Source organism: Methylobacterium trifolii (assembly GCF_022179685.1).
GTDB classification, from domain to species: domain Bacteria; phylum Pseudomonadota; class Alphaproteobacteria; order Rhizobiales; family Beijerinckiaceae; genus Methylobacterium; species Methylobacterium trifolii.
Genome location: NZ_BPRB01000018.1, coordinates 15,546 through 40,173, shown reverse-complemented (window position 1 = coordinate 40,173; position 24,628 = coordinate 15,546). Strand labels below are relative to the sequence as shown.

Below are 24,628 nucleotides of genomic sequence, written 5' to 3'. Positions count from 1 at the left end.
AAACCGGCGCATCCGCGCCCGCCCGTGATTTCGAGCCCTTCTAGACTTCGCAACGCAAACTGTGAACGTTTACAGAGACGGTCCTGGACGCCCCGGCCACCCTCGCGAAGCGGCCGGGGCGCGCGTGCGCCCTCAGTATTCCCAGAAGATGCGCTGCAGCTCCTTGGTGTCGCTGGTCTTGGTCAGGGCCACGGCGGCCAGGATCTTGGCCTTCTGCGGGTTGAAGTCGTGGGCCACCACCCAGTCGTACGTGTCGTCCGGCTGTTCGGCGTTCCGCAGCACGAACCCGTCGCCGACATGGGACGAGCGGATGATCAGCGTGCCCTTGGCGCGGATGTCCTTGAGGGTGTCCACGAGGTAGCCCGGCACCGAGCCGTTGCCGGTGCCCGCGTTGACGATCGCCTTGGCGCCGGCATCGACCGCCGCCTTGTAGGCGCCCGCGTACATGGTGCCCGAGCCGTAGACGATGGCGACCAGCGGCAGGCTGTCGATCGTGTCGATGTCGAACTCGGAGCCGGCGTTGTGGCGCTTGGTCGAGGCACGGAAGAAGTAGGTCTTGCCCTCCACCACCATGCCCATCGGGCCCCATTGGCTGAAGAAGGCGCTGGGCACGATGTTCGTGCGCTTGGTCACGTCGCGCCCGGCCTGGATCTGGTCGTTCAGGGTGACCATCACCCCCTTGCCGACCGACTCCTTGCTGGCGGCCACCGTGACCGCGTCGAGGAGGTTCAGGGCGCCGTCCGCCGAGATCGCGGTGGAGGGGCGCATGGAGCCGACCACGACGATGGGCTTGTCGCTCCTGACCACGAGGTCGAGGAACAAGGCCGTCTCCTCCAGGGTATCGGTGCCGTGGGTGATGACCACGCCGTCCACGTCGTCCTGCTTCAGGAGCGCCGAGACCCGCTTGCCGAGCTGGACAAGCTGAACGTCGGTGAAGCTCTCGGAGGCGATCTGGAAGACCTGCTCGCCGCGCACGTTGGCGATGGTGGACATCGCCGGCACGGCGGCGATCAGCTGCTCGACGCCGACCTTGGCCGCCTTGTAGGTCGCGCTGTTGGCCGCATCCGCCCCGGCGCCCGCGATGGTGCCGCCGGTGGCCAGGATCACCACGTTCGGCTTGCGGATCGCGGCCTCGACGGCGGCGTCCGGCATCTCGCGAGCGGCCGCCGGCGCGACGAGGGGCAGCACCGCGAGGGCGAGCGCCGCGAGGGCGACGCGCGGGCCGGTTGAGACTGGAAGCATCGGCAATCCTCGATTCTGTGGCGTTCGCGATGGTAGGCCCGGCGCAGGACGAGGCAAGGAGCGGGCCGCGGACCCGCGTGACAGGACCGGGCCTCGCTCACGGCGGAGGCCGCGTGGATCGATCGCCGAGCTTGAGCGTTGTCGGATGTTCGCGTCCTCGATCGGAAGGCGTCGCCGATGCTCCCCCTCGCGAGTCTTCTCGACGAACTCGAGCGCAACCTGCCCGCGCGGGCGGCCATGACCCTGCTCGAGAGGTCCCTGTCGCGGCGCACGGTCGAGGAGCAGACCGCGTTCTGGCGCGCGATCGACCTCTACTACGTCTCCCGCAAGGCGCCGGGTGAGGCGGACCCTCAGCCGGCCCCGGTCGGGCCAGCTACGGACGCGGCGATCCCGGCGGTGGCCTGACGACCGGGTCCGCGTCATGCCTCGATAGGCGGGCGGGACAGGGGCGCCGCGACGTCCCGCGCCGCCCGGCCGGTCCTCAGGTGAGGCGCACGCGCCAGATCTCGTCCGCGTATTCCCGCATCGCGCGGTCCGAGGAGAACCACGCCATGCGGGCGGTGTTGCGGATCGCCTTGGCCCACCAGCCGGCCGGATTGCGCCAGGCCACGTCGATCTCGCGCTGGGCCCGCCAGTAATCCTCGAAATCCACGGTGAGGAGGTACTGGTCGCGGTGGCGCAGGTCGTCGGTCAGCGGCCGGAAGCGGTTCGGCTCCTCCGGCGAGAACCGGCCGGAGGCGATCATGTCGAGGGCGGCGGCCAGCCGCGGCGAGGCGAGGATGGCGTCGCGCGGATAGTTCGGCTCCGCGATGCGCGCCTGCACGCCGGCGGCGTCGAGGCCGAAGATGAAGATGTTCTCCGCTCCCACATGGTCGCGGATCTCGATGTTGGCGCCGTCGAGGGTGCCTACCGTCAGGGCGCCGTTGAGCGCGAGCTTCATGTTGCCGGTGCCCGACGCCTCCATGCCGGCGGTGGAGATCTGCTCGGAGAGGTCGGCCGCCGGGATGATCGCTTCGGCCAGGCTCACCGAGTAGTTGGGCAGGAACACGACCTTGAGCCGGTCGGCCACCTCGGGATCGTCGTTGACGGCACGCGCCACGTCGGCGGCGAGCTTGATGATGAGCTTGGCCTGGGTGTAGCTCGGCGCGGCCTTGCCGCCGAAGATCTTGACCCGCGGCGTCCAGTCCTTGTGCGGTTCGGCCTTGATCGCCTGATACAGGGCCACCGTCTCGACGATGTTGAGGAGCTGGCGCTTGTATTCGTGGATGCGCTTGATCTGCACGTCGAACAGGGCCGCCGGATCGACAGCGATGCCGGTGCGCTCGGTGATGATGGCGGCCAGCGCCTCCTTGCGCCCGCGCCGCATCCCGGCGTAGCGCGCCACGAAGGCGGGGTCTTCCGCGAAGGCGTCGAGGCCGCGGAGCTTGCCCGGATCGTCGAGCACGCCCTCGCCCACCGCCTCCACCGCGAGGCGGGTCAGGGCGGGGTTGGCGTTGTGCAGCCAGCGGCGGAAGGTGATGCCGTTGGTCTTGTTGACGATCTTGTCGGGATCGAGCGCGTGCAGGTCCCGGAACACGGTGGAGCGCATCAGGTCGGTGTGGAGCGCCGAGACGCCGTTCACCCGGCGCGAGCCGTGGAAGGCGAGATGGCCCATGCGCACCCGGCGCCCGTGCGATTCGTCGATCAGGGAGACGGAGGCGAGATGGGCCGCATCGTGCCGCCCGTGCCGGCCCTGCTCTTCCAGGTGCATCCAGTTGATCAGGTAGATGATCTGCATGTGGCGCGGCAGCAGCCGCTCCATCAGCTCCACCGGCCAGGTCTCCAGCGCCTCGGGCAGGAGGGTGTGGTTGGTGTAGTTGAGGGTGTTGGTCGTGACGTGCCAGGCGTCCTCCCAGAGGAGGCCGTGGTCCTCCAGCAGGATGCGCATCAGCTCCGGCACGGCGATGGCCGGGTGGGTGTCGTTGAGCTGGATCGCGGCGTGGTGGTGGAGCGAGCGCACGTCCCCGCGCTCGGTCACGTGCCGCCGCACGAGGTCCTGCAGCGAGGCCGAGGTGAAGAAGTATTCCTGGCGCAGGCGCAGTTCCTGGCCGTCGGTGGAGGAATCGCTCGGGTAGAGCACCCGCGAGATCGCCTCGGCCCGCACGCGGCTCGCCACCGCGCCGACATGGTCGCCGCCGTTGAACCGGGCGAGGTCCACGGGTGCGTCGGCCTCCGCCTTCCACAGGCGCAGGGTGTTGACGTTGCGCCCGCGCCAGCCGACCACCGGCACGTCGTGGGCGACCGCGCGGATCGTCTCGGCCGGGTGCCAGCTCCGGCGGATCACGCCCTCGGAGACCATCGCCATGGTGACGTGGCCGCCGAAGCCGATCGCGTAGGTCGCCTCGGGCCGGACGAACTCCCAGGGATTTCCTTCCGCGAGCCAGGTCTCCGGCGCTTCCCGCTGCCAGCCGTCCTCGAAGGATTGCCGGAACAGGCCGTGGTCGTAGCGGATGCCGTAGCCCACCGCAGGCAGGCCGATGCTGGCCATGCTCTCCATGAAGCAGGCGGCCAGCCGCCCGAGGCCGCCGTTGCCCAGCGCCGCGTCGGGCTCGGCGCCCTCGACCGTGCCGAGGTCGATGCCGAGGTCGGCCAGCGCCGCCCGCGTCGTCTCCACGAGGCCGAGGTTGTTCATGGCGTCCGAGAGCAGGCGCCCGATCAGGAATTCGAGGGAGAGATAGTAGACGCGCTTGTTCGGCACGCTCTGGTCCGAGGCCATGCAGGCGTCGACGATCCGGTCGCGCAGGGCCAGGGCGGTGGCGGCGAACCAGTCGCGCTCGCGAGCGGTGGCGGGGGTCTTGCCGACGACGTAGGCGAGCTTGGCGCGGATCGCCTCGCGCATGTCCACCACCGGGTCGCCGGACGTGGGGAGCGCGGGCTTCGTCCAGGGCGCCTTGGCGGCGGCGACGGTCGCGGCGTGTGCGGCGGGCATCTCGTGGACCTTGTCGTCCACGGTGACGGGCAGGGTCGGAGCTTCGTTCAGCACGTGCATTCCCCCATTCGTTCCACCGGCGCGAAGCTGCGATTCTGGAGCGTCACACGCGTCTGGCGGCGGTGATCGGTCCCGCTTCCGGGGACCACGATCCTGCGGCCGCATTCCGGCCTTGTCGAGGCGTCAAGGCCTGCGGCGGCCCTTGCGATCGATCTGCCTCGTATCCGTGTCATTGTGGACACAACAGCCTCCTGCCGCAACCCGACCGGTACTTTGGCACCTCCGGTTGAAGCAAAGCTGAATGCCGGGCAGGTCGAACCACGCCGTTTCACGGGTCGCCTCGCGTGCGGTCACAGGCTAACCCTGTCGCACCGATTCGCCCGGGAGCGACGCATGCCTGAGACGGTCTGGTGGAAGCGCGGCACCGTCTATCAGGTCTATCCGCGATCCTTCCAGGACACGAACGGCGACGGCGTCGGCGACCTGCGCGGCATCACCCAGCGGCTCGACTACCTCGCCTGGCTCGGGGTCGACGCGGTCTGGATCTCGCCGGTCTATCCCTCGCCCATGGCCGATTTCGGCTACGACGTGGCCGATTATTGCGGCATCGACCCGCTCTTCGGGACGCTCGACGACTTCGACGAACTGGTGGCCGAGGCCCACCGGCGCCGGCTCAAGGTCATCCTCGACTTCGTGCCGAACCATTCCTCGATCCGGCATCCCTGGTTTACCGACAGCCGGGCCTCGCGCGCGAGCCCGCGGCGGGACTGGTACATCTGGCGCGATCCCGCCCCGGGCGGCGGCCCCCCCAACAATTGGCTGAGCAACTTCGGCGGCCCGGCCTGGACCCTCGATCCGGCCACCGGCCAATACTACTACCACGCCTTCCTGGCCGAGCAGCCCGACCTCAACTGGCGCAACCCGGCCGTGCGGGCGGCGATGCACGACGCCCTGCGGTTCTGGCTCGACCGGGGCGTGGACGGCTTCCGCGTCGACGTGATCTGGCACCTGATGAAGGACGAAGGATTCCGCGACAACCCGGAGAACCCGGACTTCTCGGCCGACCTGCCGGAGATCAACCGCTTCGCCCAGGTCTATTCCGCCGACCGGCCCGAGGTGCTCGACGTGATCGCCGGGATGCGCGCGGTGCTGCGCGACTACGGCGAGCGGGTGCTGATCGGCGAGATCTACCTGCCGATGGAGCGGCTGATGGCCTATTACGGCCCGGACCTGACGGGCGCCGACATGCCGTTCAACTTCCAGCTCATCCAGACGCCCTGGCGAGCGGACGCGGTCTGCGAACTCGTGGAGAACTACGAGGCCGGCCTGCCGGAGGGCGGCTGGCCGAACTGGGTGCTCGGCAACCACGACCAGCCGCGGATCGCGGCCCGTGTCGGCGAGCTCCAGGCGCGGATCGCGGCGATGCTGCTCCTGACCCTGCGGGGCACGCCGACCCTGTATTACGGCGACGAACTCGGCCTCGGCCACGTCCCCATTCCGCCCGAGCGGGTGCGCGACCCGTGGGAGCGCAACGAGCCCGGCCACGGCCGCGACCCGGAACGCACGCCGATGCAGTGGGATGCGGGGCCGCAGGCGGGCTTCTCCACCGCCGAGCCCTGGCTGCCGCTGTCCGAGGACGCCACGACCCGCAACGTCGACGCGATGCGCGACACCGCGACCTCGATGCTGACCCTGCACCGCCGCCTCCTCGGCCTGCGCCGGGAGCACGCGGCTCTGGCTGTCGGCGGCTACCGCACGGTGCCCCTCGGCCTGCCTGAAATCTTCGCCTACGAGCGGTTCGAGGACGGGACGGTGCTCCGCATCGTCCTCAACTTCGGCGATGCCGGCCACACGATCCCCCTGACGGACGCCTCCGCCTGGACGATCCTGATGTCGAGCCATGCCGGGCGCAGCGGCGCGCGGGTCTCGGGCGCGGTCGACCTCGCGCCCGCGGAAGGGCTGATCCTCCTGCGTGCGTGACGATTTGCGTGCATGACGATTTGCGTGCGTGACGGTTCGCGTGCGTGACGTTGACGCGTTGCGGTGCATCGAAAATCTGTTGCGGCGCCGTCGTAAATTACCTGGGCTTAACGATAGCGATGGCTTAATTTGTGCGTCGCAACGCGAACCGCGGCGCACGGGGGCATCAATGAGCATGGCGACGATCGTGACGGACGAGGCCGGCCATCTCGGACCGGTTGCCCGCCGCGAGACGCCCGGTCCGGACGATGCCGTCCTGTGCGACCACCGCGAGGCCGGGGCCGAGCGCCGCTCGAAGGCCAGGGCGAACCCGGCCGAGGCCAGGACCACCCTCCAGCCGCGCATCCTCTACGCGACCCCCGAGATGTCGGACTTCGTCAAGACCGGCGGTCTCGGCGAGGTCGCCGGTGCGCTGCCCCGCGCGCTTCGGCGCCACTACGACGTGCGGGTGCTGATCCCCGGCTACCGCCAGGTGCTGGCCGCGCTCACCGACATCACGGTGGTGGGCCGCCTCGAAGGCTTCGCCCACGTGCCGCCCTGCGACCTGGGGCTGGCCGAGACCGCGGACGGGTTGCGCGTCTACGTCCTGCTCAGCGCCGAACTCTACGAGCGCGACGGGACGCCCTACGGCGACGCGAACGGGGATTTCGCCGACAACGACCTGCGCTTCGCCCGCCTCAGCCTCGCCGCGGCCGAACTGGCGCAGGGGGCCGACCCCGCCTGGAGCGCCGACCTGCTCCACCTGAACGACTGGCAGGCGGCGCTCGCGCCGGCCTACCTCGCCTGGCGCGCCGCCCGCGTGCCGAGCGTGCTGACGATCCACAACCTCGCCTACCAGGGCCTGTTCCCGCGCGACAACCTCGCCCGCCTCGGGGTGCCGGACACGGCCTTCCAGATGAACGGGGTCGAGTTCTACGGCCAGCTCTCCTTCCTCAAGGCCGGCATCTACTACGCCTCGCAGGTGACGACCGTCAGCCAGACCTACGCCCAGGAGATCCTGACGCCCGAGATGGGCTGCGGCCTCGACGGGCTGCTGCGTACCCGCGCGGCGCAGGGGCGGCTCGCGGGCATCCTCAACGGCATCGACGAGAGCTGGGACCCGCGCACCGACCCGCACCTGGCCACCCGCTTCGAGGCGGACGACTGGAAGGGCAAGCGCGCCAACGCCGAGGCGGTGCGCCGCCAGTTCGGGCTGTCCGTCTCCCGCGGGCCGCTCTTCGCCATCGTCTCGCGCCTCGTGCACCAGAAGGGCATCGACCTCAGCCTCCAGGCGGCGGAGGCGATCCTGGCCGAGGGGGGACAGCTCGTCGCCATCGGCCAGGGCGAGAGCCGCTTCGAGAATGCGCTGCGGGGCCTCGCCCGGCGCCATCCGGATTCGGTGGGCGTCCATGTCGGGTTCGAGGAGACGGATGCGCGCCGGATGTTCGCCGGCAGCGACTTCCTGCTGATGCCCTCGCGCTTCGAGCCCTGCGGCCTTGCGCAGATGTACGCCCAGCGCTTCGGCTCCCTGCCGATCGTCCACCGCACCGGGGGGCTCGCCGACACGGTCGAGGACGGCGTGACCGGCTTCACCTGCGCGGACGCCTCGGCCAAGGGGTTCGGGGGCGCCGTGCGCCGGGCTCTCGACGCCTTCGGCCAGAAGAAGCGCCTCAACGCCATGCGCCGGCGCGCCATGTCGCGCACCTTCGGCTGGGACGAGGCAGCGGCCAATTACGGCAGCCTCTACGCCCGTGCCTTCGGCAACGGCGGCCCGTCGCGCCTTCGGATGGCCTGACCGGCCTTTTTTACTCTGGCGCCGCCGTCGGCAAAAACGATCCGAAGGGCACCATGACGCTGCATCGAACGAAGATCGTTCGGTGCGAGTCCCTCGCCCTCTGCGGGTTACCGGATTCACACATCTGCACAGGGTAACCGGAGAGGTCGTTCGAAGCGCTGGGCGGCCCCCTCTCCCGTGCGGGAGAGGGTTGGGGTGAGGGACCCAGGTCTCTCCGGAGAGGTCGCATCCCTCACCCTGCCCCTCTCCCGTACGGGAGAGGGGACCCACGCCTTTTCGCCTAGTGTCGCGAGATGTGTGAATACGGTAGCTCTGCGGGGGCCACCCTGTCCCGCAAAGGGGAGCGGGAAACGCCCGCGCCGCGTCACGGCATATCGACAGGCAGAATCCTCGTTCAGCCCTCGCGCACGAAGATCATCGTCGCGAGCGGCGGCAGGGTCAGGCAGAGGGAGTGCCCCTGCCCGTGGCTCTGCGTGCCCTCGGCGTGCAGGCCGCCCATGTTGCCGACGTTCGAGCCGCCGTAGATCCCGGCATCCGAGTTGAAGGCCTCGCGGTAGAAGCCCGCCTCCGGCACGCCGACGCGGTAGCCCTCGCGGGGTACGGGCGTGAAGTTCGAGACCACGATGGCGACCTCCCCCTGCTCGCGGCCCTGGCGGGCCCAGGCGATCACGCTGTTGTCCTGGTCGTCAGCCACCAGCCACTGGAAGCCGGCGGCCTCCGTGTCGCGGCTGTGGAGGGCCGGCGTGCCGGTATAGAGCCGGTTGAGGTCGCGGACCGCGTCCTTGACGCCCCGGTGCAGCGGGTCCTCGAGCAGGTGCCAGTCGAGGGACTGGTTGTGGTTCCACTCCCGCTCCTGGCCGAACTCGCCGCCCATGAACAGCAGCTTCTTGCCGGGATGCCCCCACATGAAGCCGAAATAGGCACGCAGGTTGGCGAATTTCTGCCAGCGGTCGCCCGGCATCTTGCCGAGCAGCGAGCCCTTCCCGTGCACGACCTCGTCGTGGGAGAGCGGCAGCACGAAGTTCTCGGAGAAGGCGTAGAGCAGGCCGAAGGTCAGGTCGTGGTGGTGGTAGCGCCGGTGGATCGGATCGGTCGCGATGAACTGCAGGGTGTCGTGCATCCACCCCATGTTCCACTTGAAGCCGAAGCCCAGCCCCCCGGCATAGGTCGGGTGCGAGACGCCGGGCCACGAGGTGGATTCCTCCGCCACCGTGATGGTGCCGGGCGCGTGCGAATACGTGGCCTCGTTGGTCTTGCGCAGGAAGTTGATCGCGTCGAGGTTCTCGTTGCCGCCGTACTGGTTGGGAATCCACTCGCCCGCCCGGCGCGAATAGTCGAGGTAGAGCATCGAGGCCACCGCATCCACGCGCAGGCCGTCGAGATGGTAGTGCTCCAGCCAGAACCGGGCGTTGGCGGCCAGGAAGGTCGAGACCTCGGCGCGGCCGAAATTGTAGATGTAGGTGCCCCAATCCTGGTGGAAGCCCTGGCGCGGGTCGGCATGCTCGTAGAGATGCGTGCCGTCGAACTGGCCCAGCCCATGGGCGTCCAGCGGGAAGTGGCCGGGCACCCAGTCGAGCAGGATGCCGATGCCGGCCTCGTGGGCCGCGTCCACGAAGGCGGCGAAGTCGTCGGGCGTGCCGAAGCGGCTGGTGGGCGCGAACAGCGACACGGGCTGGTAGCCCCAGGAGCCGTCGAAGGGGAACTCCGTGATCGGCAGCAACTCGATATGGGTGAAGCCCATCTCCGTGACGTAGGGGATCAGCCGTTCGCCCAGCTCCTTGTAGGTGAGGTAGCGGTTGCCCTCGTCGGGCACGCGGGCCCACGAGCCGAGATGGGCCTCGTAGATCGAGATCGCCGTGTGGCGCGGGTCGCGCTTGCCGCGGGTGGCCATCCATCCGCTGTCGCGCCAAGCGAACTCGCTGGTGCCCTGGAGGACGGAGGCCGTGGCCGGCGGGTGCTGGGCGGCGAACGCCACCGGGTCTGCCTTCAGGGGCAGCAGCGTGCCGTCGGGCCCGCGGATCTCGAACTTGTAGTTCTGGCCGACCTTGAGGCCGGGCACGAACAGCTCCCAGATGCCGCCGTTCTGCCAGAGCCGCATCGGGTGGCGGCGGCCGTCCCACTCGTTGAAGTCGCCGACCACGCTGACGCGCCGGGCGTTCGGCGCCCAGACCGCGAAGCGATAGCCGTCGATCCCGTCGAGGCGGCCGATCTGCGCGCCGAGCACGGTGTAGACGACGTTGGTGCCGATCTCGCGCAGGTTGTCGATGTCCTGCTGGTTCAGCGACGAGCCGAAGCCGTAGGGGTCGTAGCGCCGCCGCCGGGTCCCGTCCCAGAACGTGACCTCGATCTCGTAGAGGGGCCGGCCCTCGCTCGCGATGCGGGCGACGAAGAACCCGTCCGGATGGCGCTTGTCGAAGGCGATCCGCTGCTCGCCGACGACCAGCGTCGCGCCCTGCGCCTCCGGCAGGATCGCGCGCACTTCCCAGGCGCCCGGGCCGACCTGATGGGGGCCGAGCACGGCGAAGGCGTCGCCGTGGTCGGCCGACATCACCGCGGCGACGGCATCCGGATGCAGGCTGTGCCCGCCCGCGGCCGAGGCCGACGGGGAGCCGGGCGCCGGGACGTCCGCGAGGCGAGGCGAGCCGGTTCCAGGGTCGGTCCTCGGTGCGAAAGTCTCGTCGATAGCCGTCATCCAATCGCCTCTCTTGTCCGCGTTCAGCGGGCGTCGTCCAATATGGAGAGAACCCCGCGGGCGGGGATTTCGATCCAGTCCGGACGGTTGTTGGCCTCGTAATCGACCTCGTAGAGCGCCTTGGTGAGCAGGCTCAGCCTGAGCAGGCGCGCGTGGGTCTCGGGATCGGTCACGGCGGCGCGGCTCTCCCGCACGGCCGTGTCGTAGCCTTTGAGGAACGCCGCATCGATCATGCCACGCCATGCGGTGGCGGCGGCGCGTGCGCGCCCCTCCGAATCGGCGAACCGGCCCGCGATCTCGCGGGTGATGGTCTCGGCGCCGTAGGCGAAGGAGCGCAGCATCCCGGCCACGTCCCGCAGGGGGGTGGACTTGGCCCGGCGCTCGTCGGCCGGCCGCGAGGGCTCGCCCTCGAAGTCGACGATGACGAGGTCGCCCTCCGCCGCCAGCACCTGCCCGAGGTGGTAGTCGCCGTGGATGCGGGTCTTGAAGGCACCCTTCGGCGGGTCGCGGGTCAGCGAGGCGATCAGGGCCTCGATCTCGCTCCGGCGCCCGGCCAGGGCCGAAATGCCCGGCCGCCCGGCATCGAGGCCGCGGTCGGTCAGGCCCTTGAGGCCGCGGAAGGCGCGCTCTCCTTGCGCCTGCGCGTCGCGTCCCATCACCGCGAGGTCGTCGGCGGTGAAGGGCTCGGCCGCGAAGGCCGGGTCCTCAGTCGGGATCGCGAAGGCGTTGTGCATCTCGGCCGTGCGCCGGCCCAGGAGGTCGGCCCAGCGCAGGTGGTCGTGGAAGGCGTCCTCCGGGGCGGCCGCCTCGCTCTCGGGGGCGAGCACCACGGTCTCGAAGTCTCGGCGCAGGCCCTCCAGCATCAGGGTCCAGGCATCGCCCTGGTTCAGGACGAAGGCCTGGAGCACGGCCAGCGCCGTGCGGGTGCCGTCCCCGGCCACGTGCTCAAGGGTGCCGAGCAGCGCCGGCGTATTGGAAAAATGCGCCTCCTCCGTGAGGAAGCGGCCGACCTCGACCTCGGGGTGCGTGCCCGGCTGGAGCCGGCGCAGCAGCTTGAGCATCATCTTCGAGCCGATGGCGATCGAGGTGTTGCTCTGCTCGGCCGAGAGCCGGCGGACCTCGGAGGCCTCGAAGGGCACGTCGCGGTCGAAGGCGGAGGTGGCCGAGAACACGAGCTTGCCGGTCTCGGTCGGGATCTCGCGGCCGTCGCGCATGCCTTCCGCGAGGCAGATCGCGAAGTCGGCCGAGCCGGCCGCGCCGTAGAGCAGGCCGGTGCGGGGGCCGCGGCGCACCCGGGCGACCGCGAACTCCATCAGCGTCTCGTCCTCGCGGCCCTCGTCCACGCCCACGGGGACGAAGTAGTCCTGCCGCTCGCCGTTGGAGAGCTGGACGCTGAGGCGCGGCAGCAGGAAGCGCGCCTCGCCGTCGGCCTCCTTCACGGTGGCGCAGTCGATCACCTGCACCGACTTGATGCGGGAGCCCTTGGCGCCGAACCAGCGCCGGCTCGCCAGGAAGGGCGGCACCACCGTGCGCTCGAAGGCGACGCGCTCGCGCCCCGCCATCAGGGTCTCGATGCCGCCGGTGAGCACCAGGGTGAACAGCTCCGGCGGCTCCTGCTTGGGCCCGACGGCGCCGGTATTCGCGCTGCTGAGGCCGAACCAGTAGAAGCCGTAGGACGGCAGCGTCAGCAGGTAGGGCAGCTCGCCGATGGGCGGGAACTCGCTGCCGCCGGTCAATTCGATCGGCACGGCGCTGCGCAGTTCCGACAGGTCGAGCTGCACGGCCTGCGGCGCGCGCGACAGGTTGGCGACGCACAGCACCCGCTCGCCCTCGAACTCGCGGATCCAGGCCAGCACCTTGCGGTTGGCCGGGTACAGGAACTGGATGCCGCCGCGGCCGAGCGCCACGGAGTTGTTGCGGATCGCGATCATGCGCCGCGTCCAGTTGAGCAGGCTGGTCTGCGAACGGGTCTGCGCCTCGACGTTCAGGGCGTCGAAGCCGTAGATCGGATCCTGCACCGCCGGCAGGAACAGGCGGGCCGGGTCCGAGCGGGAGAAGCCGCCGTTGCGGTCGGGCGACCATTGCATCGGCGTGCGCACGCCGTCGCGGTCGCCGAGGTAGATGTTGTCGCCCATGCCGATCTCGTCGCCGTAATACAGCACCGGCGTGCCGGGCATCGACAGGACGAGGGACTTCATCAACTCGATCTTGCGCCGGTCGTTCTCCAGCAGCGGCGCGAGGCGGCGGCGGATGCCGAGGTTGATCCGGGCCCGGCGCTCGGCGGCGTAGAACGACCAGAGGTAGTCGCGCTCCTCGGCCGTGACCATCTCAAGGGTCAGCTCGTCGTGGTTGCGCAGGAAGATCGCCCACTGGCAGCCTTCCGGGATCTCCGGGGTCTGCCGCATGATGTCGGTGATCGGGTGCCGGTCCTCGCGGGCGATCGCCATGTACATGCGCGGCATCAGCGGGAAGTGGAACGCCATGTGGCATTCGTCCCCGTCGCCGAAATACTGCGCCGTCTCCTCCGGCCACTGGTTGGCCTCGGCCAGCAGCATCCGGTCGGGGTAGCTGGCATCGAGCGCGGCGCGGATCGCCTTGATGACCGTGTGGGTCTCCGGCAGGTTCTCGCAGTTCGTGCCGTCGCGCTCGATCAGGTAGGGGATCGCGTCGAGGCGCAGGCCGTCCACGCCCATGTCGAGCCAGTAGCGCATCACCTTGATGATGGTCTCCAGCACCTTCGGGTTGTCGAAGTTCAGGTCGGGCTGGTGGCTATAGAAGCGGTGCCAGAAATACTGCTTGGCGACCGGGTCCCAGGTCCAGTTCGAGGACTCGGTGTCGAGGAAGATGATGCGCGTGTCGGAATAAGGCGTGTCGGTGTCCGACCAGACGTAGAAGTCGCGCTCGGGCGAGCCGGCCGGGGCGTTGCGGGCGCGCTGGAACCAGGGGTGCTGGTCCGAGGTGTGATTGATGACCAGCTCGGTGATGACCCGCAGGCCGCGCTCGTGGGCGGCGTCCACGAAACGGCGGAAGTCGGCCATCGTGCCGTAGGAGGGGTTCACCTCCTCGTAATCGGCGATGTCGTAGCCGTCGTCGCGGAGCGGCGAGGGGTAGAACGGCATCAGCCAGATGGCGGTGACGCCGAGGTCGCGGACGTAGTCCAGCCGCTGGGTCAGCCCCTCGAAATCCCCGATCCCGTCGTTGTTCGAGTCGAAGAACGACTTGACGTGGATCTGGTAGATGATGGCGTCACGGTACCATTGCGGATCGCTGCGATCGATCATCGCGTCGTTGCCTCGCACGTCGGATCAGGGGCTTTTCGGACCGGTCCCGCACGACGGGGTCGTGGCGCGATCGGCGTGCGGCCCAAGGACCGCATGAAGGTGGCGACAGCGCGACCGGCCGGGCCGGGCGCGCGCCGGTTCTGGTTACACGGGCCGCCTCATCCCGCAACCCGCCGCGGCCGGCTGAGGCGCCAGATCACGCAGGATCGCTCGGTCGGGTCGAGGGCGATGCGGTGCGACTTGCCGCGCAACTCGAAGGTGTAGCCGTCGAGCAGGTCCTCGACCGCGACCGCGCCGTCGTCCGGCTCGCCGAGCAGCCAGAGGGGCACCTCGTAGGTGCATTCCTGACGGTTCTTCGGGTCGAGGTTGACCATGACGAAGACGCAGTTGTCCGCCTCCGGCGTGGTCTTGGCGTAGGCGATGATGCTGTCGTTGAAGGCGCCGGTGAAGGCGACGTTGCGGAAGTCCCAGAGCGCCGGGTTCTCCCGGCGGATGCGGTTGAGCTTGACGATGTGCTCGCGGATGTTGCCGGGCCGGTCGTAGTCCCAGGCCTTCAACTCGTATTTTTCGGAGTTGAGGTATTCTTCCTTGCCCGGATAGGGCGCGGCCTCGCAGAGTTCGAAGCCGTTGTAGATGCCGTAGACCGAGGACAGGGTAGCCGCCAGGGTCGCGCGCACCACGAACCCGGCCCGCCCGCTGGTCTGGAGGTAGTGCGGGTTGATGTCGGGCGTGTTGGCGAAGAAGTTCGGGCGGTAGTACTCGCCCATCGGACCGGCCAGTTCGAGGGCGTAGGCGGTGAGGTCCGCCTTGGTGTCGCGCCAAGTGAAGTAGGTGTAGCTCTGCTGGTAGCCGGCTTTTGCGAGCTTCATCATCATCTTGGGCCGGGTGAAGGCCTCGGCCAGGAACAGCACGTCGGGGTAGCGGCCGTTCACCTCGGCGATCACCCATTCCCAGAACGGGATCGGCTTGGTGTGCGGGTTGTCGACCCGGAAGATGCGCACGCCCCGCTGCGCCCAGCCGAGCAGGATGTCGCGCAGCTCGATCCACAGCGACGGCAGCGCGCCGGAATAGAAGTGGACGTTCGAGATGTCCTCGTACTTCTTGGGCGGGTTCTCGGCGAACTTCAGCGTCCCGTCCGGCCGCCACTCGAACCACTCGGGATGGTCCTTGATCCACGGGTGGTCGGGGGAGCACTGGATGGCGAAGTCGAGAGCGATCTCCATGCCGTAGGCGTGGCTGGCCGCCACCAGCCGCTCGAAGTCCGCCAGCGTGCCGAGGTCCGGGTGCACGGCCTCGTGGCCGCCTTCCTCCGCGCCCACCGCGTAGACCGAGCCCACGTCCCCCGGCAGGGCCTTGAGGGTGTTGTTCTTGCCCTTGCGGTTGGTGCGCCCGACCGGGTGGATCGGGGTGAAGTAGAGCACGTCGAAGCCGAGTTCGCGGATCTCGGGGAGCCGCGCGATCACGTCGTCGAAGGTGCCGTGGCGGTTCACGTCCATCGACTGGGAGCGCGGGAAGATCTCGTACCAGGCCGAGAACCGGGCAGCCAGGCGGTCGGCGATGACGGGCAGCACGACAGGGTAGCGCGACAGGTTCACCCGCTCCGCGTTGGCGCGCACGAGGCGGGCGGAATCCGGCTGGAGGATGCGGTCGAGTTGCGCCGCCGAGCCGGTTTCTTCCGCGGCCAGCGCCGAGACCAGGGCGGCGAGCCGCTCCTTGTCGCGGCCGGTGGCGAGGTCGGCCGCGGTCTTGGCAAGCGTCACGCCCTCGATCGTCTCCAGCCGCACGTCGACGCCGGCGGCGCGCTTCTTCAAGGTGTCGCGCACCCAGGAGGAGAAGGCGTCGCGCCACGCCTCGATGGTGAATTCGTAGCGGGCGTTCCGCTCCAGGGGGAAGTGCCCGCCCCAGCGGTCGTTGTCCACGAACACCATCGGATCGCGCCGCCAATGCTCCGACCCGACCACGCGGGAGAGGATGGCCGCGTCGATGATCTCGTGGCCGTCCGAGAAGATGTCGGCCTCGACCCGCAGGCTCTCGCCGACGATGCGCTTGACCGCCGAGCGGCCCCCGTCGAGTTCCGGGCTCACCGCCTCGATGACCACGCGGCCGCTGCCGTCGGGCGTGCCCCGGCTCGGCTGGACCGCCACCTTGGCGGCCGTGGCCGCGATGATCCGCAACTCGCCCGGGGCGAGGTCGATGGCGCTGCCGGGGTGGAAGGCGATGGGCTCCGCCTCGGGGGTGCGATCCACGAAGGGGCCGAGCATCCCGCCGGTGCGCGCGATCAGCGCCCCGGCATCCACGGGCACGGGCGCCTCGGTCGGGTTGTAGAGCACGATCAGGGCGTGCCGGGCCGAGGCCGGGTGGCCGGTGTCGAAGCGGGCGAGCGCCACGAGGTCGGAATCGGGGGCCGAGACGCGCATCTGCGCGCCCTCGACGTTGGCGGCGGGCAGTTCGGCGCGTAGCGCATTGATGGCGGCGATGGAGCCGGAGATGTCGATTCCCGTGTCGTCCTCGCGGGAGGCCGGGCTGGTCTCGACCACGTGCAGGGCCCGGCGGTAGCCCCACTCGTAGCCCACCGGCATCAGCACGCCGGCCGAGAAGAAGGCGGCCAGCGCATAGCGGCTGCGGAGATGGGCCGCCACCGCCTCTGGGCCGCCACCGATGCCGGCCGCCAGCCGCGGCATGTCGTGGTTCTCGGGGAAGGCGATCGAGGGCGCGATCACGCGCAGCCGCTCGTACTGCTCCAGGGCCCAGGGCTTCTTCAGGTCCCACCAGGCGAAGGAGTTGAACAGGTAGTCGAAGCCGGCGCCCGCCGTCGCCCGCGCCTCCTCGAAGGTGCAGCCGAGGGTCTCGGCCGCGAACAGGCAGGCCGCGTCGCGCGCCTTGGCCTGCCCGATCAGGGCGCGCCAGGTGTCGGGCGGGACCTTGTAGGCGGCATCGCACCGGAAGCCGGCGACCCCCAGTCCCTGGAGGTGGGCGACGTAGGCGTCCCAGATCCGGGTCAGCTCGGCCTTGGGGCCTTCGGAATGGTAGTCGAGTTCGGCCAGATCCCCCCAGACCGTGCGGATCGTCGGATCGTCCGGGTCGACGGCCGCAGGGCTCGCAATCGTGCCGTCCGCGTCCTTGACGAAGAGGTCGGGCCGCTCGCGGGCGAGGCGCCCGTCGTTGGCGGTGTGGTTGACCACGAGGTCGGTCATCACGGAGAGGCCCGCGTCCCGCGCGGCGGCGCAGAAGCGGCGAATCTGCTCGTCGTCGGACGAGCCGTCGTCGTCGCGAAAGCGGTCGTCCAGGCGCTCGGGGTCGGCCACCGCGTAGAGGCTGCCTGAGCCGCCAGCCTGGTGGAACGGGTTGAGGTAGACCCAGTCGAACCCGAGCCCGGCGATCCGCGGCAGTTCGGCGGCCCAATCCGAGACCCGGCCGACCAGCAGGGGGAACAGGTTGTAGATCCGCGGACCCTCGGCGCGCGGCGCGAGGGTGGCGGGCAAGGCCGCACCGGGGCCGCCCGCCAGGGGGGCCGGGGCGACCTTGGCGGTCGTGGTCGCGGTGGTCGGTGCGTTCATGCCAGCCTGCCTGTCGTCGTTCGTCGTGCTCTGTCGCTAACGCCCGAGCGTCCGCCTCGTGCCGAACGAAGCGACCGGGACGGGCATCCGGCTCAGTTCGTCCGTTTCAGGACGGCGTAGGGAAGCTGCCGGAACAGCCGGCCGAGATCGGTCGGCCCGCCCTCGTACACGGCGCCCGTGACGAGATCGCGCCAGCCCGCACCGAGGGGCAGGTCGGCTGTGGTGCCTTCGAACGCCTCGGCCGACCAGACGCCCTCCCCGATCAGGCGCGAGACCAGACGCGGCACGGCCACGACCAGGTCGTCACCGCCCGGATCGGCGCGCAGGAAGGCGATGGCGTGGTCCGCACGGGCGCCTTGCACCGGCACGACCTCGTAGTCGGCGTCGGCGAAGAAGATCGGGCGCTCGGCCCGCTCGGCCAGGAGCGCGGCCAGCGTCGCCTGCTTGATCCGGCCGTCCTGCCACCGGGCCAGGAGGTCGGCCGGCCGGCCCTGCTCGGCCAGCGCGCCGTCGAGAGCGGCGTAATCCACCGGGCGGCGGTTGTCGGGGTCCACGAAGGAGAAATCCCAGAACTCGGTGCCCTGGTAGGTGTCGGGCAGGCCCGGCAGGGTGCATTTCAGGACCGTGCGGCCGAGGCTCGTCACCATGCCGAGATGGGCGAGCCGCCGGGCGAAGGGCCGGAGCGTGTCGAGGAAGGCCGAGCCCGGCGCGACGATCGCCTCGAACAGCTTGCGGACGGCGCCCTCGTAGGCCTCGTCCACGTTGACCCAGCTCGAGCGGCGCTTGCCCTCGCGCATCGCCTTCTCGCCGTAGGCGATCAGCCGCTCGCGGAAGTCCTTCACCGCCTCCGGGTCGTCCCGCTCCAGCAGTTCCAGGGGCCAGGCCCCGAGGATGGCCTGGAAGAACATCCACTGGTCGTTGGCGTCGGGCGCCGGGGCGCCATCGATGCGGGCGAGGTGCGGCCCGGCGGCCGCCCGCCAGAGGTCCCAGGCGCGGGCCCAGTCCTCGGGCATCTCGGAGAGCGCCAGCAGCCGCGTGCGGGCATCCTCGCCGCGCTTGGTGTCGTGGGTCGCCGTGGCGATCATGGCGTTCGGCCAGTCGCGGGCACGCGCCGCCTGGAGGGCGTGGAAATGGTCCGCGTCGATGCCGTACTCGCCCGGATCGCCGCCGACCTCGTTGAGGCCGAGCAGCAGGCTGTAGCGGTAGAACAGCGTGTCCTCCAGGCTCTTGGCCATGACCGGGCCGGTGAACTGCTGGAAGCGGCGGCGGAAGCGCAGGACGACGCGCGGCTCCGGCCGCCCCGCGCCGGCGGTCTCGATGCGCCCGAGCAGCACGTCGCGGGCGAAATCGTGCACCGAGCGGTCCGGCAGGCCGCTCCAGCGCTTGGCCTTGGCCACCGCGCCCTCGATCACGCGCACGTCCTCGGGCTCCACGTCGGTGTCGTCGAGGTCGCCCGGCAGGTAGCTGCGATAGGTCGGGAAGCGCGCCACGATCTCGATCAGCGCGCGCCTGATGGCGTTGACGGAGAAGTCGCGGGTGCGCCGGTCGGAATCGGCAATCTCCTTCAGGTCGGTGGTCAGCACCTCCAGCTCGCTGGCGAAGCTGATCTCCAAGATCTCGGTCTTGGCCGCGCGGAGCTGGAAGCCGTAGGGCTCGTCGACGCCCGTGGCCCACTCGTAGAGCCGCCGGATCTTCCCCTGCCGCTCCTTGTCGACCAGGATGCCGTCGAGCTGGTTCAGCACGTCGTAGCCGGTCGTCCCGGCCACCGGCCAGGGGCGCAGGCGCTCGCCCGGCTCCAGGATCTTCTCCACCACCACGTAGAAGCCGGGGCCGACCGCGGCCTGGAGGGCGCGGGCGTAGCCCAGCGGGTCGGCCAGCCCGTCGATATGGTCGATGCGCAGGCCGTCGATGCGGCCCTCGCGGACGTGGCGGAACACGGTCTCGTGGGAGCGGTGGAAGATGTCGGTCTTCTCCACCCGCAGGCCGGCCAGGGAATTCACGTCGAAGAAGCGGCGGTAGTTGATGTCGCTCGACGCCACCCGCCAATGGGCCAGCCGGTAGGCCTGCGCCTCCAGCAGGCGGTGCAGGGGGCCGAAGCTGTCGGGGCGTCCCTCCGTGCCGTTGAGCAGCTTGAGGCTGCGGCCGACCGCGTCCCGGATCACGGCGGAGGCCGCGTACACGTCGGCCAGCCGCCGCTTGAAGCCCTCCGCCTCCTCCGGGAAGCCCCGACGGCGGTCCGCGTCGGTGTCCGTGGACATGGCGCGCAGGCGCTCGGAGATCGCCAGCAGTTCGGCCTCCGCCTCGTCGTGCACGTCGCCGATGGCGGCCAGCACCCGGTTGAGGATCGGCGGGTAGGTCAGGGGGCGAACCGGAAACTGGTGCTCGTAGTGCCAGACGCTGAAGGCGCCGGTCTGCGGGTCGAACTTGAGCTCCAGGGTGCCCTTCTCCAGGGCCTCGCCGTAGCGGTCGCCCAGGAACGGGATGACGAGGTTGCGTCCGGCGCCCAGCCGCTCCCAGTCGATGTCGAAGGCGTGCGCGAAGGGCGAGAGCGGGCCCCATTCCAACACCGAGAGCCACCAGGGGTTGTCGGCCCCGCCGACCCCCATGTGGTTGGGCACGATGTCCAGCAGCAGCTTGAGGCCGTGGGCCTGCAGCGCCTCCGAGAGGCGCACGAAGGCCGCCTCGCCGCCGAGTTCCGGGTTGATCGCGCCGTGGTCGACGATGTCGTAGCCGTGGGTCGAGCCCGGCCGCGCCTTCTGCAGGGGCGAGGCGTAGACGTGGCTGATCCCGAGCCTGGCGAGGTAGGGGACGATGCGCTCCGCGTCCGTGAAGGTGAAGTCCTTGTGGAACTGCAGGCGGTAGGTCGCCCGCGGCGGCACGGAGGCGAGCCGCGCCGCGCCCGAGCGCGCCCCGCGGTTCTCGGCCGACAGGGAGGCCGCGAGCTTGGCCAGCGGCCCGCCCGGCTCGGCGATGGCCGAGAGGTCGCGGTCGAGCTTGCGCCGCCAGTTCGGGTAGCCCTCCGTCGAGCCCGGCACGTTGGCCTGGCTCAACTCGGAGATCACGTCCTCGTACTGGACGGCGGTGAGCACGGAGGGGGCGCGGGCGAGGTAGCGGGCGGCGGCCTCGAAGGGCGCGGCCTCCGGCGGTTCGGAGCCCGGCTGGAGCTGCTCGGCGGCCAGCGCCTCGGCGAGGCGGCGGCGCTCGGTGACGCGCTCGTTGCGCTCGGCCTCGGCCCGGTCCTGGTCGTAGAGGCCAAGGGCCTGGCGCGTGTCGGTGTCCACGCCCCGCCACCAGCCGACGAAGGTCGGCAGGTCGTGGGTGGTGATGGCGGTCAGGGCATCGCGCGGATAGGCGCCGGGCGCCTTGAAGCGGCCGTCCGCCTCCCGCTCGAAGGCGAGGATGCGGTAGCTGAGGATGCCCGCGCGCATCAGGGCGTCGGAGAAGCCTTCCGGTGCCGTGCCGAGGTCTTCGGCGATGACGAGGCACTTGTTGCGGTGGCTCTCCAGGCGCAGCACGGCCAGCATCGGCTCGAAGGGCATCGCCACGTAGGCGCCCGCGTGCGCCCCGGCGCCGAGGGGGATCAGGAACAAGCGGGCGAGCTGGAAGGCGTGGTCGATGCGGATCGCCCCGGCATGGCGCATGTTCGCCCGCACCAGGGCGCGGAAGGCCGCGAGCCCGTCCCGCTCCATCGCCAGGGGGTCGAAGGCGGGCAGGCCCCAGTCCTGGCCCTTCGGGGCGAGGAGGTCCGGGGGCGCGCCGATCGAGACGCCGTTGGCGAAGCGCTCGGGGTGGGACCAAATCTCGGAGCCGCCGCGGTCGGCGCCGACCGCGAGGTCGCGGTAGAGGCCGATGCGCATCCCGGCCTCGATGGCGGCCTGCGAGGCCGCCTCCAACTGCCGGTCGGCGAGGTATTGCAGCCAGGCGTGGTAGCTCACCGCGTCGGCGTGTTCCTCGGCGAAGGCCGCGACCTCCGGCGTCCCGGCCCGGCGATACGCCTCCGGCCAGTCGCCGAGCCAATGGGCGCCTTCCGCCTTGAAATGGGCCGACAGGGTCTCGAACACCGCGTGCGCGTGCAGGTTCTCGCCGCCCGCGGCGCGGAAGCCCTGGAAGCCCTCGTCCGTGCCGGAGCGGGCGGGCGATTCCTCCCACAGGGCCAGGAGCACGGGGGCGAGCACCTCCCAGATGCCCTGGTGGTCCACGAGCGCCGCCTCGCGCAGGGCCTCGACCCGCCCGGCCGCCTGGTCGAGCAGCGCCTCGGCCCGCGACCCGGCAAAGCCCGGCAGGCCGTGGGGCGCGATGAACAGGGTCTCCAGGAACAGGCGCGAGGAGGGCGAGTAGGGCGAGATCTTGCTGCGGTCGGACCCGAACAGGGCATGGACCGGGCTCAGGCCGAGGAAGGCCGCGCCGCGCAGACCCGCATCCCGCGCGGCCCGGCCGGCATCGGCGTAGGTGCCGATGCCGATGTTCTCCCGCGAGCGCAGGCCGTAGAGCTGGGCCGCCAGCCCCCAGTCGCTGGCGCCCTCGTCGGCATAGGGGGCCGGGCGCCAGCAGCGCTGCGGGGCTGCGATGATCCAGGCCTCCGCCCGGCGCTCGCCGAGGCTCACGGTGAGATGGTGGTAGCCCGGGGTCAGGGGCGGCAGGTCGAACCCGGCATCGGGCCCCCGCGGGGCCGAGCGGCCCTCGCGCACGGCCCCGCGCTCGTCCACCAGGCGCCAGACCACCGGGCCGCCGGCGTTGCGGACCGGCACGCGGGCGGCCCGGCGCGCCTCGACGGGCAGGAGCGGCGGGATCAGGCCGAGGCGCAGGGCCTCGACGCCCGCGAGGCTGGCTTCGATCTCCGCCTCGCTGCCGACCGCGAAGCCGAGGGCGGCGAGCAGGCCGCGGCGGGTCTCCAGCCCGGTCTCGACGGGTTGTCCGAAGGCGTCCGTGTAGCCGGAGGCGACGCCGACGAGGTCGGCCAGACGTTCGAGGGTGCCGCTCACTGGTCGCTATCCGTTCTGATCGATTTTTTGGATGATTGTGGCGGCGAGTTCCCGTCTGCGGGGACGGGTACGGCCTACTTGGATCTTGATAGTCCGCGACGTTGGGCGGACCCGGTGCGGGCGTTTCCCTCTCCCCCCTGCGGGAGAGGGTGGCCCGCGAGCTAAGTCGGGAGAGGGGAGCGCCGTATCCGGACGCGCCGCTCCCCTCTCCCGACCCTCGCTGACGCGAGGCCCACCCTCCCCCGCAGAGGGGGGAGGGACGCGCGTTCCGGAACGGAGACCGATCCTGCAATCCTCCGGCACGGCACCACTCACCGGGCCGGGCCCGTGAAAAAGACGCCGGTCCATGCCGGCAGCGCGCCCCCGGTCCCATCGGGCGCGTTGGTCCAGACCACCCGCTCGCCGCCGGTCGCGGGCGAAAATTCGCCCGTCCCGACATTGGCGACGAAGCGCAGGGTGCCGGCCTCGAAGCGCCAGGTGCAATCGACCACGTCCGGCCGCGGCAGCGCCGCCTCGGCGCCGCGATAGCCGGACTTGGCCAGCGGCACCACCACGTCGCGGCGCAGGGCGAGCAGGCGGGTGGTCTCGGCGAGCACCTCCCGGTGGGGGGAGCGCTCCCGCTCCGACCAGTCGAGCTTGGAATCCGTAAACGTCTTCGCCTCGGTCGGATCGGGGATCACCGAGGTGTCGTCGGCGAAGGCGGCAAAGCTCTTGAACTCGCGGCGGCGGCCCTCGCGCACCGCCTTGTTCAGCTCTTCGTCCGGGGCGAAGTCCACGAAGAACAGGAACGGCGTCGAGGCCGACCATTCCTCGCCCATCCACAGCATCGGGATCTGGGGCGCCAGCAGCAGCCCGGCCCGCGCGAGGTCGAGCCGCTTCGGGTCGGCCAGCGCGCTCAGGCGCTCCCCGAGCGCCCGGTTACCGACCTGGTCGTGGTTCTGGAGGAAAGTGACGAAGGCCGAGGGCGGCAGGTGGGCGGAGGGCTCGCCGCGGGGGTGGTCGCCCAGGGTCTTGAACGGCTCGCCCTGGTAGGCGAACCCTTCCGCGAGGCAGCGGGCGAGGCGCTCCACCGGCTTGTCGGCGAAGCTCTCGTAGTAGCCGGCGCTCTCGCCCGTGAGCAGGACGTGCCAGCAATGGTGCAGGTCGTCCGCCCATTGCGCATCGTGCATCAGCGGGCTGCCGGCGGCGTTTCGCTCCAGCCAGCGGGCCTGGTTGGCCTCGTTCTCCAGCATCAGGTGGACGTGGCGCCCTGGGAAGGTCTTCCGCACCGTCTCGCCGAGTTCGGCCAGGAAGTGCGTCTCGGAATCATCGAGGATCGCGTGGACGGCATCGAAGCGCAGGCCGTCGAAATGGTACTCCTCCAGCCAGTACAGGGCGTTCTGGATGAAGAACTGGCGGACCGTGTGGCCACTCTCCTCGCCGTCGAAGTTGATGCCGGCCCCCCACGGGGTCTGGTGGCGCTCCGTGAAGAAGGTCCGGGCGTAGGTGTGGAGGTAGTTCCCGGCCGGGCCGAAGTGGTTGTAGACCGCGTCGAGGTAGACCATCAGCCCGAGGGAATGGGCCGTGTCGATCAGGCGCTTGAGGTCGTCCGGGCGGCCGTAGGCGGCGTCCGGCGCGAAGGGCTGCACGCCGTCGTAGCCCCAGTTGCGCGTGCCCTTGAAGTCGGCCAGCGGCAGCAGCTCGATCGCCGTGACGCCGAGGTCGCGCAGGTCGCCGAGGCGCTTCGCCAGCCCGGCATAGGTGCCCTCGGGAGTGACCGTCCCGACATGGGCCTCGTAGATCACCGCCTCCTCGAAGGGCCGGCCCGTCCAGGCGCCGTCGCTCCAGGCGAAGGCCTTGGGGTCGACCACCTCGCTCAGGCCCGAGACGTCGTCGGGCTGGAAGCGGGAGGCGGGGTCGGGGACCATGAGGTCGCCGTCGATGCGGAAGCCGTAGCGGGCGCCGGCCCGCACGCCCGGCAGCGTCGCCCGGCGCCAGCCCTCGCCCGCCTCGGGGATCGGGTGGTCGGCGCCGTCGACCACCAGGGTCACGTCCGTCGCGGTCGGCGCCCAGAGGGCGAAGCGCACGCCCGCATCCGTGATCTCGCTGCCGAAGGCCATCTCGTGGCTGCGCCGCATCGGGCCACCATCCTCGATTTCGGGAGTCTCGTGCG

General features: G+C 70.6%; 10 protein-coding genes. 3 read left to right on the top strand and 7 right to left on the bottom strand.

Going from position 1 to position 24,628, the window contains the following annotated elements; all coding sequences use genetic code 11:
* Positions 1–132 precede the first annotated feature (132 nt).
* Complete coding sequence (locus COGEMETH_RS01520; RefSeq protein ID WP_238180854.1) at positions 133–1,242, bottom strand: asparaginase; 1,110 nt, start codon at positions 1,240–1,242, stop codon at positions 133–135.
* Between the two features lie 177 nt (positions 1,243–1,419).
* On the opposite strand from COGEMETH_RS01520, the gene COGEMETH_RS01515 reads away from it, so the two are divergent.
* Entirely contained in the window at positions 1,420–1,647 is a 228-nt protein-coding gene (locus tag COGEMETH_RS01515; protein ID WP_238180853.1) for a hypothetical protein, read from the top strand.
* A 76-nt stretch (positions 1,648–1,723) separates the two neighbouring features.
* Here the strand turns inward: COGEMETH_RS01515 and COGEMETH_RS01510 are convergent, their stop codons facing one another.
* Positions 1,724–4,264 carry a glycogen/starch/alpha-glucan phosphorylase gene (locus COGEMETH_RS01510; protein WP_373875297.1) on the bottom strand — a complete coding sequence of 847 codons (2,541 nt, stop codon included), beginning with the start codon at positions 4,262–4,264 and terminating at the stop codon, positions 1,724–1,726.
* A 339-nt stretch (positions 4,265–4,603) separates the two neighbouring features.
* On the opposite strand from COGEMETH_RS01510, the gene COGEMETH_RS01505 reads away from it, so the two are divergent.
* Together COGEMETH_RS01505 and glgA are read left to right on the top strand one after the other, a co-directional pair.
* Complete coding sequence (locus COGEMETH_RS01505) at positions 4,604–6,190, top strand: alpha-amylase family glycosyl hydrolase (RefSeq protein WP_238180852.1); 1,587 nt, start codon at positions 4,604–4,606, stop codon at positions 6,188–6,190.
* Between the two features lie 169 nt (positions 6,191–6,359).
* Complete coding sequence (gene glgA, locus COGEMETH_RS01500; protein WP_238180851.1) at positions 6,360–7,964, top strand: glycogen synthase GlgA; 1,605 nt, start codon at positions 6,360–6,362, stop codon at positions 7,962–7,964.
* A gap of 394 nt (positions 7,965–8,358) precedes the next feature.
* Here glgA and glgB read toward each other — a convergent pair whose 3' ends face one another.
* From glgB to treZ, 5 genes are all read right to left on the bottom strand, one after another.
* Positions 8,359–10,656: a 1,4-alpha-glucan branching protein GlgB gene (gene glgB / locus COGEMETH_RS01495; RefSeq protein ID WP_238180850.1), complete on the bottom strand. Its 2,298-nt coding sequence runs from the start codon at positions 10,654–10,656 to the stop codon at positions 8,359–8,361.
* A gap of 23 nt (positions 10,657–10,679) precedes the next feature.
* On the bottom strand, positions 10,680–13,937 hold the full coding sequence (gene treS, locus COGEMETH_RS01490) for a maltose alpha-D-glucosyltransferase (RefSeq protein ID WP_238180849.1): 3,258 nt from the start codon (positions 13,935–13,937) through the stop codon (positions 10,680–10,682).
* A 158-nt stretch (positions 13,938–14,095) separates the two neighbouring features.
* Positions 14,096–17,494, bottom strand: coding sequence for a maltotransferase domain-containing protein (locus tag COGEMETH_RS01485; RefSeq protein WP_238180848.1), 3,399 nt, complete (start codon positions 17,492–17,494; stop codon positions 14,096–14,098).
* 92 nt (positions 17,495–17,586) lie between these two features.
* Positions 17,587–22,476 (bottom strand): malto-oligosyltrehalose synthase, encoded by a 4,890-nt coding sequence (locus COGEMETH_RS01480; protein WP_238180847.1) that lies wholly within the window; start codon positions 22,474–22,476, stop codon positions 17,587–17,589.
* Positions 22,477–22,787: 311 nt separating this feature from the next.
* Positions 22,788–24,593, bottom strand: coding sequence for a malto-oligosyltrehalose trehalohydrolase (gene treZ / locus COGEMETH_RS01475; RefSeq protein WP_238180846.1), 1,806 nt, complete (start codon positions 24,591–24,593; stop codon positions 22,788–22,790).
* Positions 24,594–24,628 lie beyond the last annotated feature (35 nt).

Excerpts from the sequence above, each read along its gene's own strand:
- COGEMETH_RS01520 (WP_238180854.1), bottom strand. The coding sequence starts at position 1,242 with ATGCTTCCAGTCTCAACCGGCCCGCGCGTCGCCCTCGCGGCGCTCGCC.
- COGEMETH_RS01515 (WP_238180853.1), top strand. The coding sequence starts at position 1,420 with ATGCTCCCCCTCGCGAGTCTTCTCGACGAACTCGAGCGCAACCTGCCC.
- COGEMETH_RS01505 (WP_238180852.1), top strand. The coding sequence starts at position 4,604 with ATGCCTGAGACGGTCTGGTGGAAGCGCGGCACCGTCTATCAGGTCTAT.
- glgA (WP_238180851.1), top strand. The coding sequence starts at position 6,360 with ATGAGCATGGCGACGATCGTGACGGACGAGGCCGGCCATCTCGGACCG.
- glgB (WP_238180850.1), bottom strand. The coding sequence starts at position 10,656 with ATGACGGCTATCGACGAGACTTTCGCACCGAGGACCGACCCTGGAACC.
- treS (WP_238180849.1), bottom strand. The coding sequence starts at position 13,937 with ATGATCGATCGCAGCGATCCGCAATGGTACCGTGACGCCATCATCTAC.
- COGEMETH_RS01485 (WP_238180848.1), bottom strand. The coding sequence starts at position 17,494 with ATGAACGCACCGACCACCGCGACCACGACCGCCAAGGTCGCCCCGGCC.
- treZ (WP_238180846.1), bottom strand. The coding sequence starts at position 24,593 with ATGCGGCGCAGCCACGAGATGGCCTTCGGCAGCGAGATCACGGATGCG.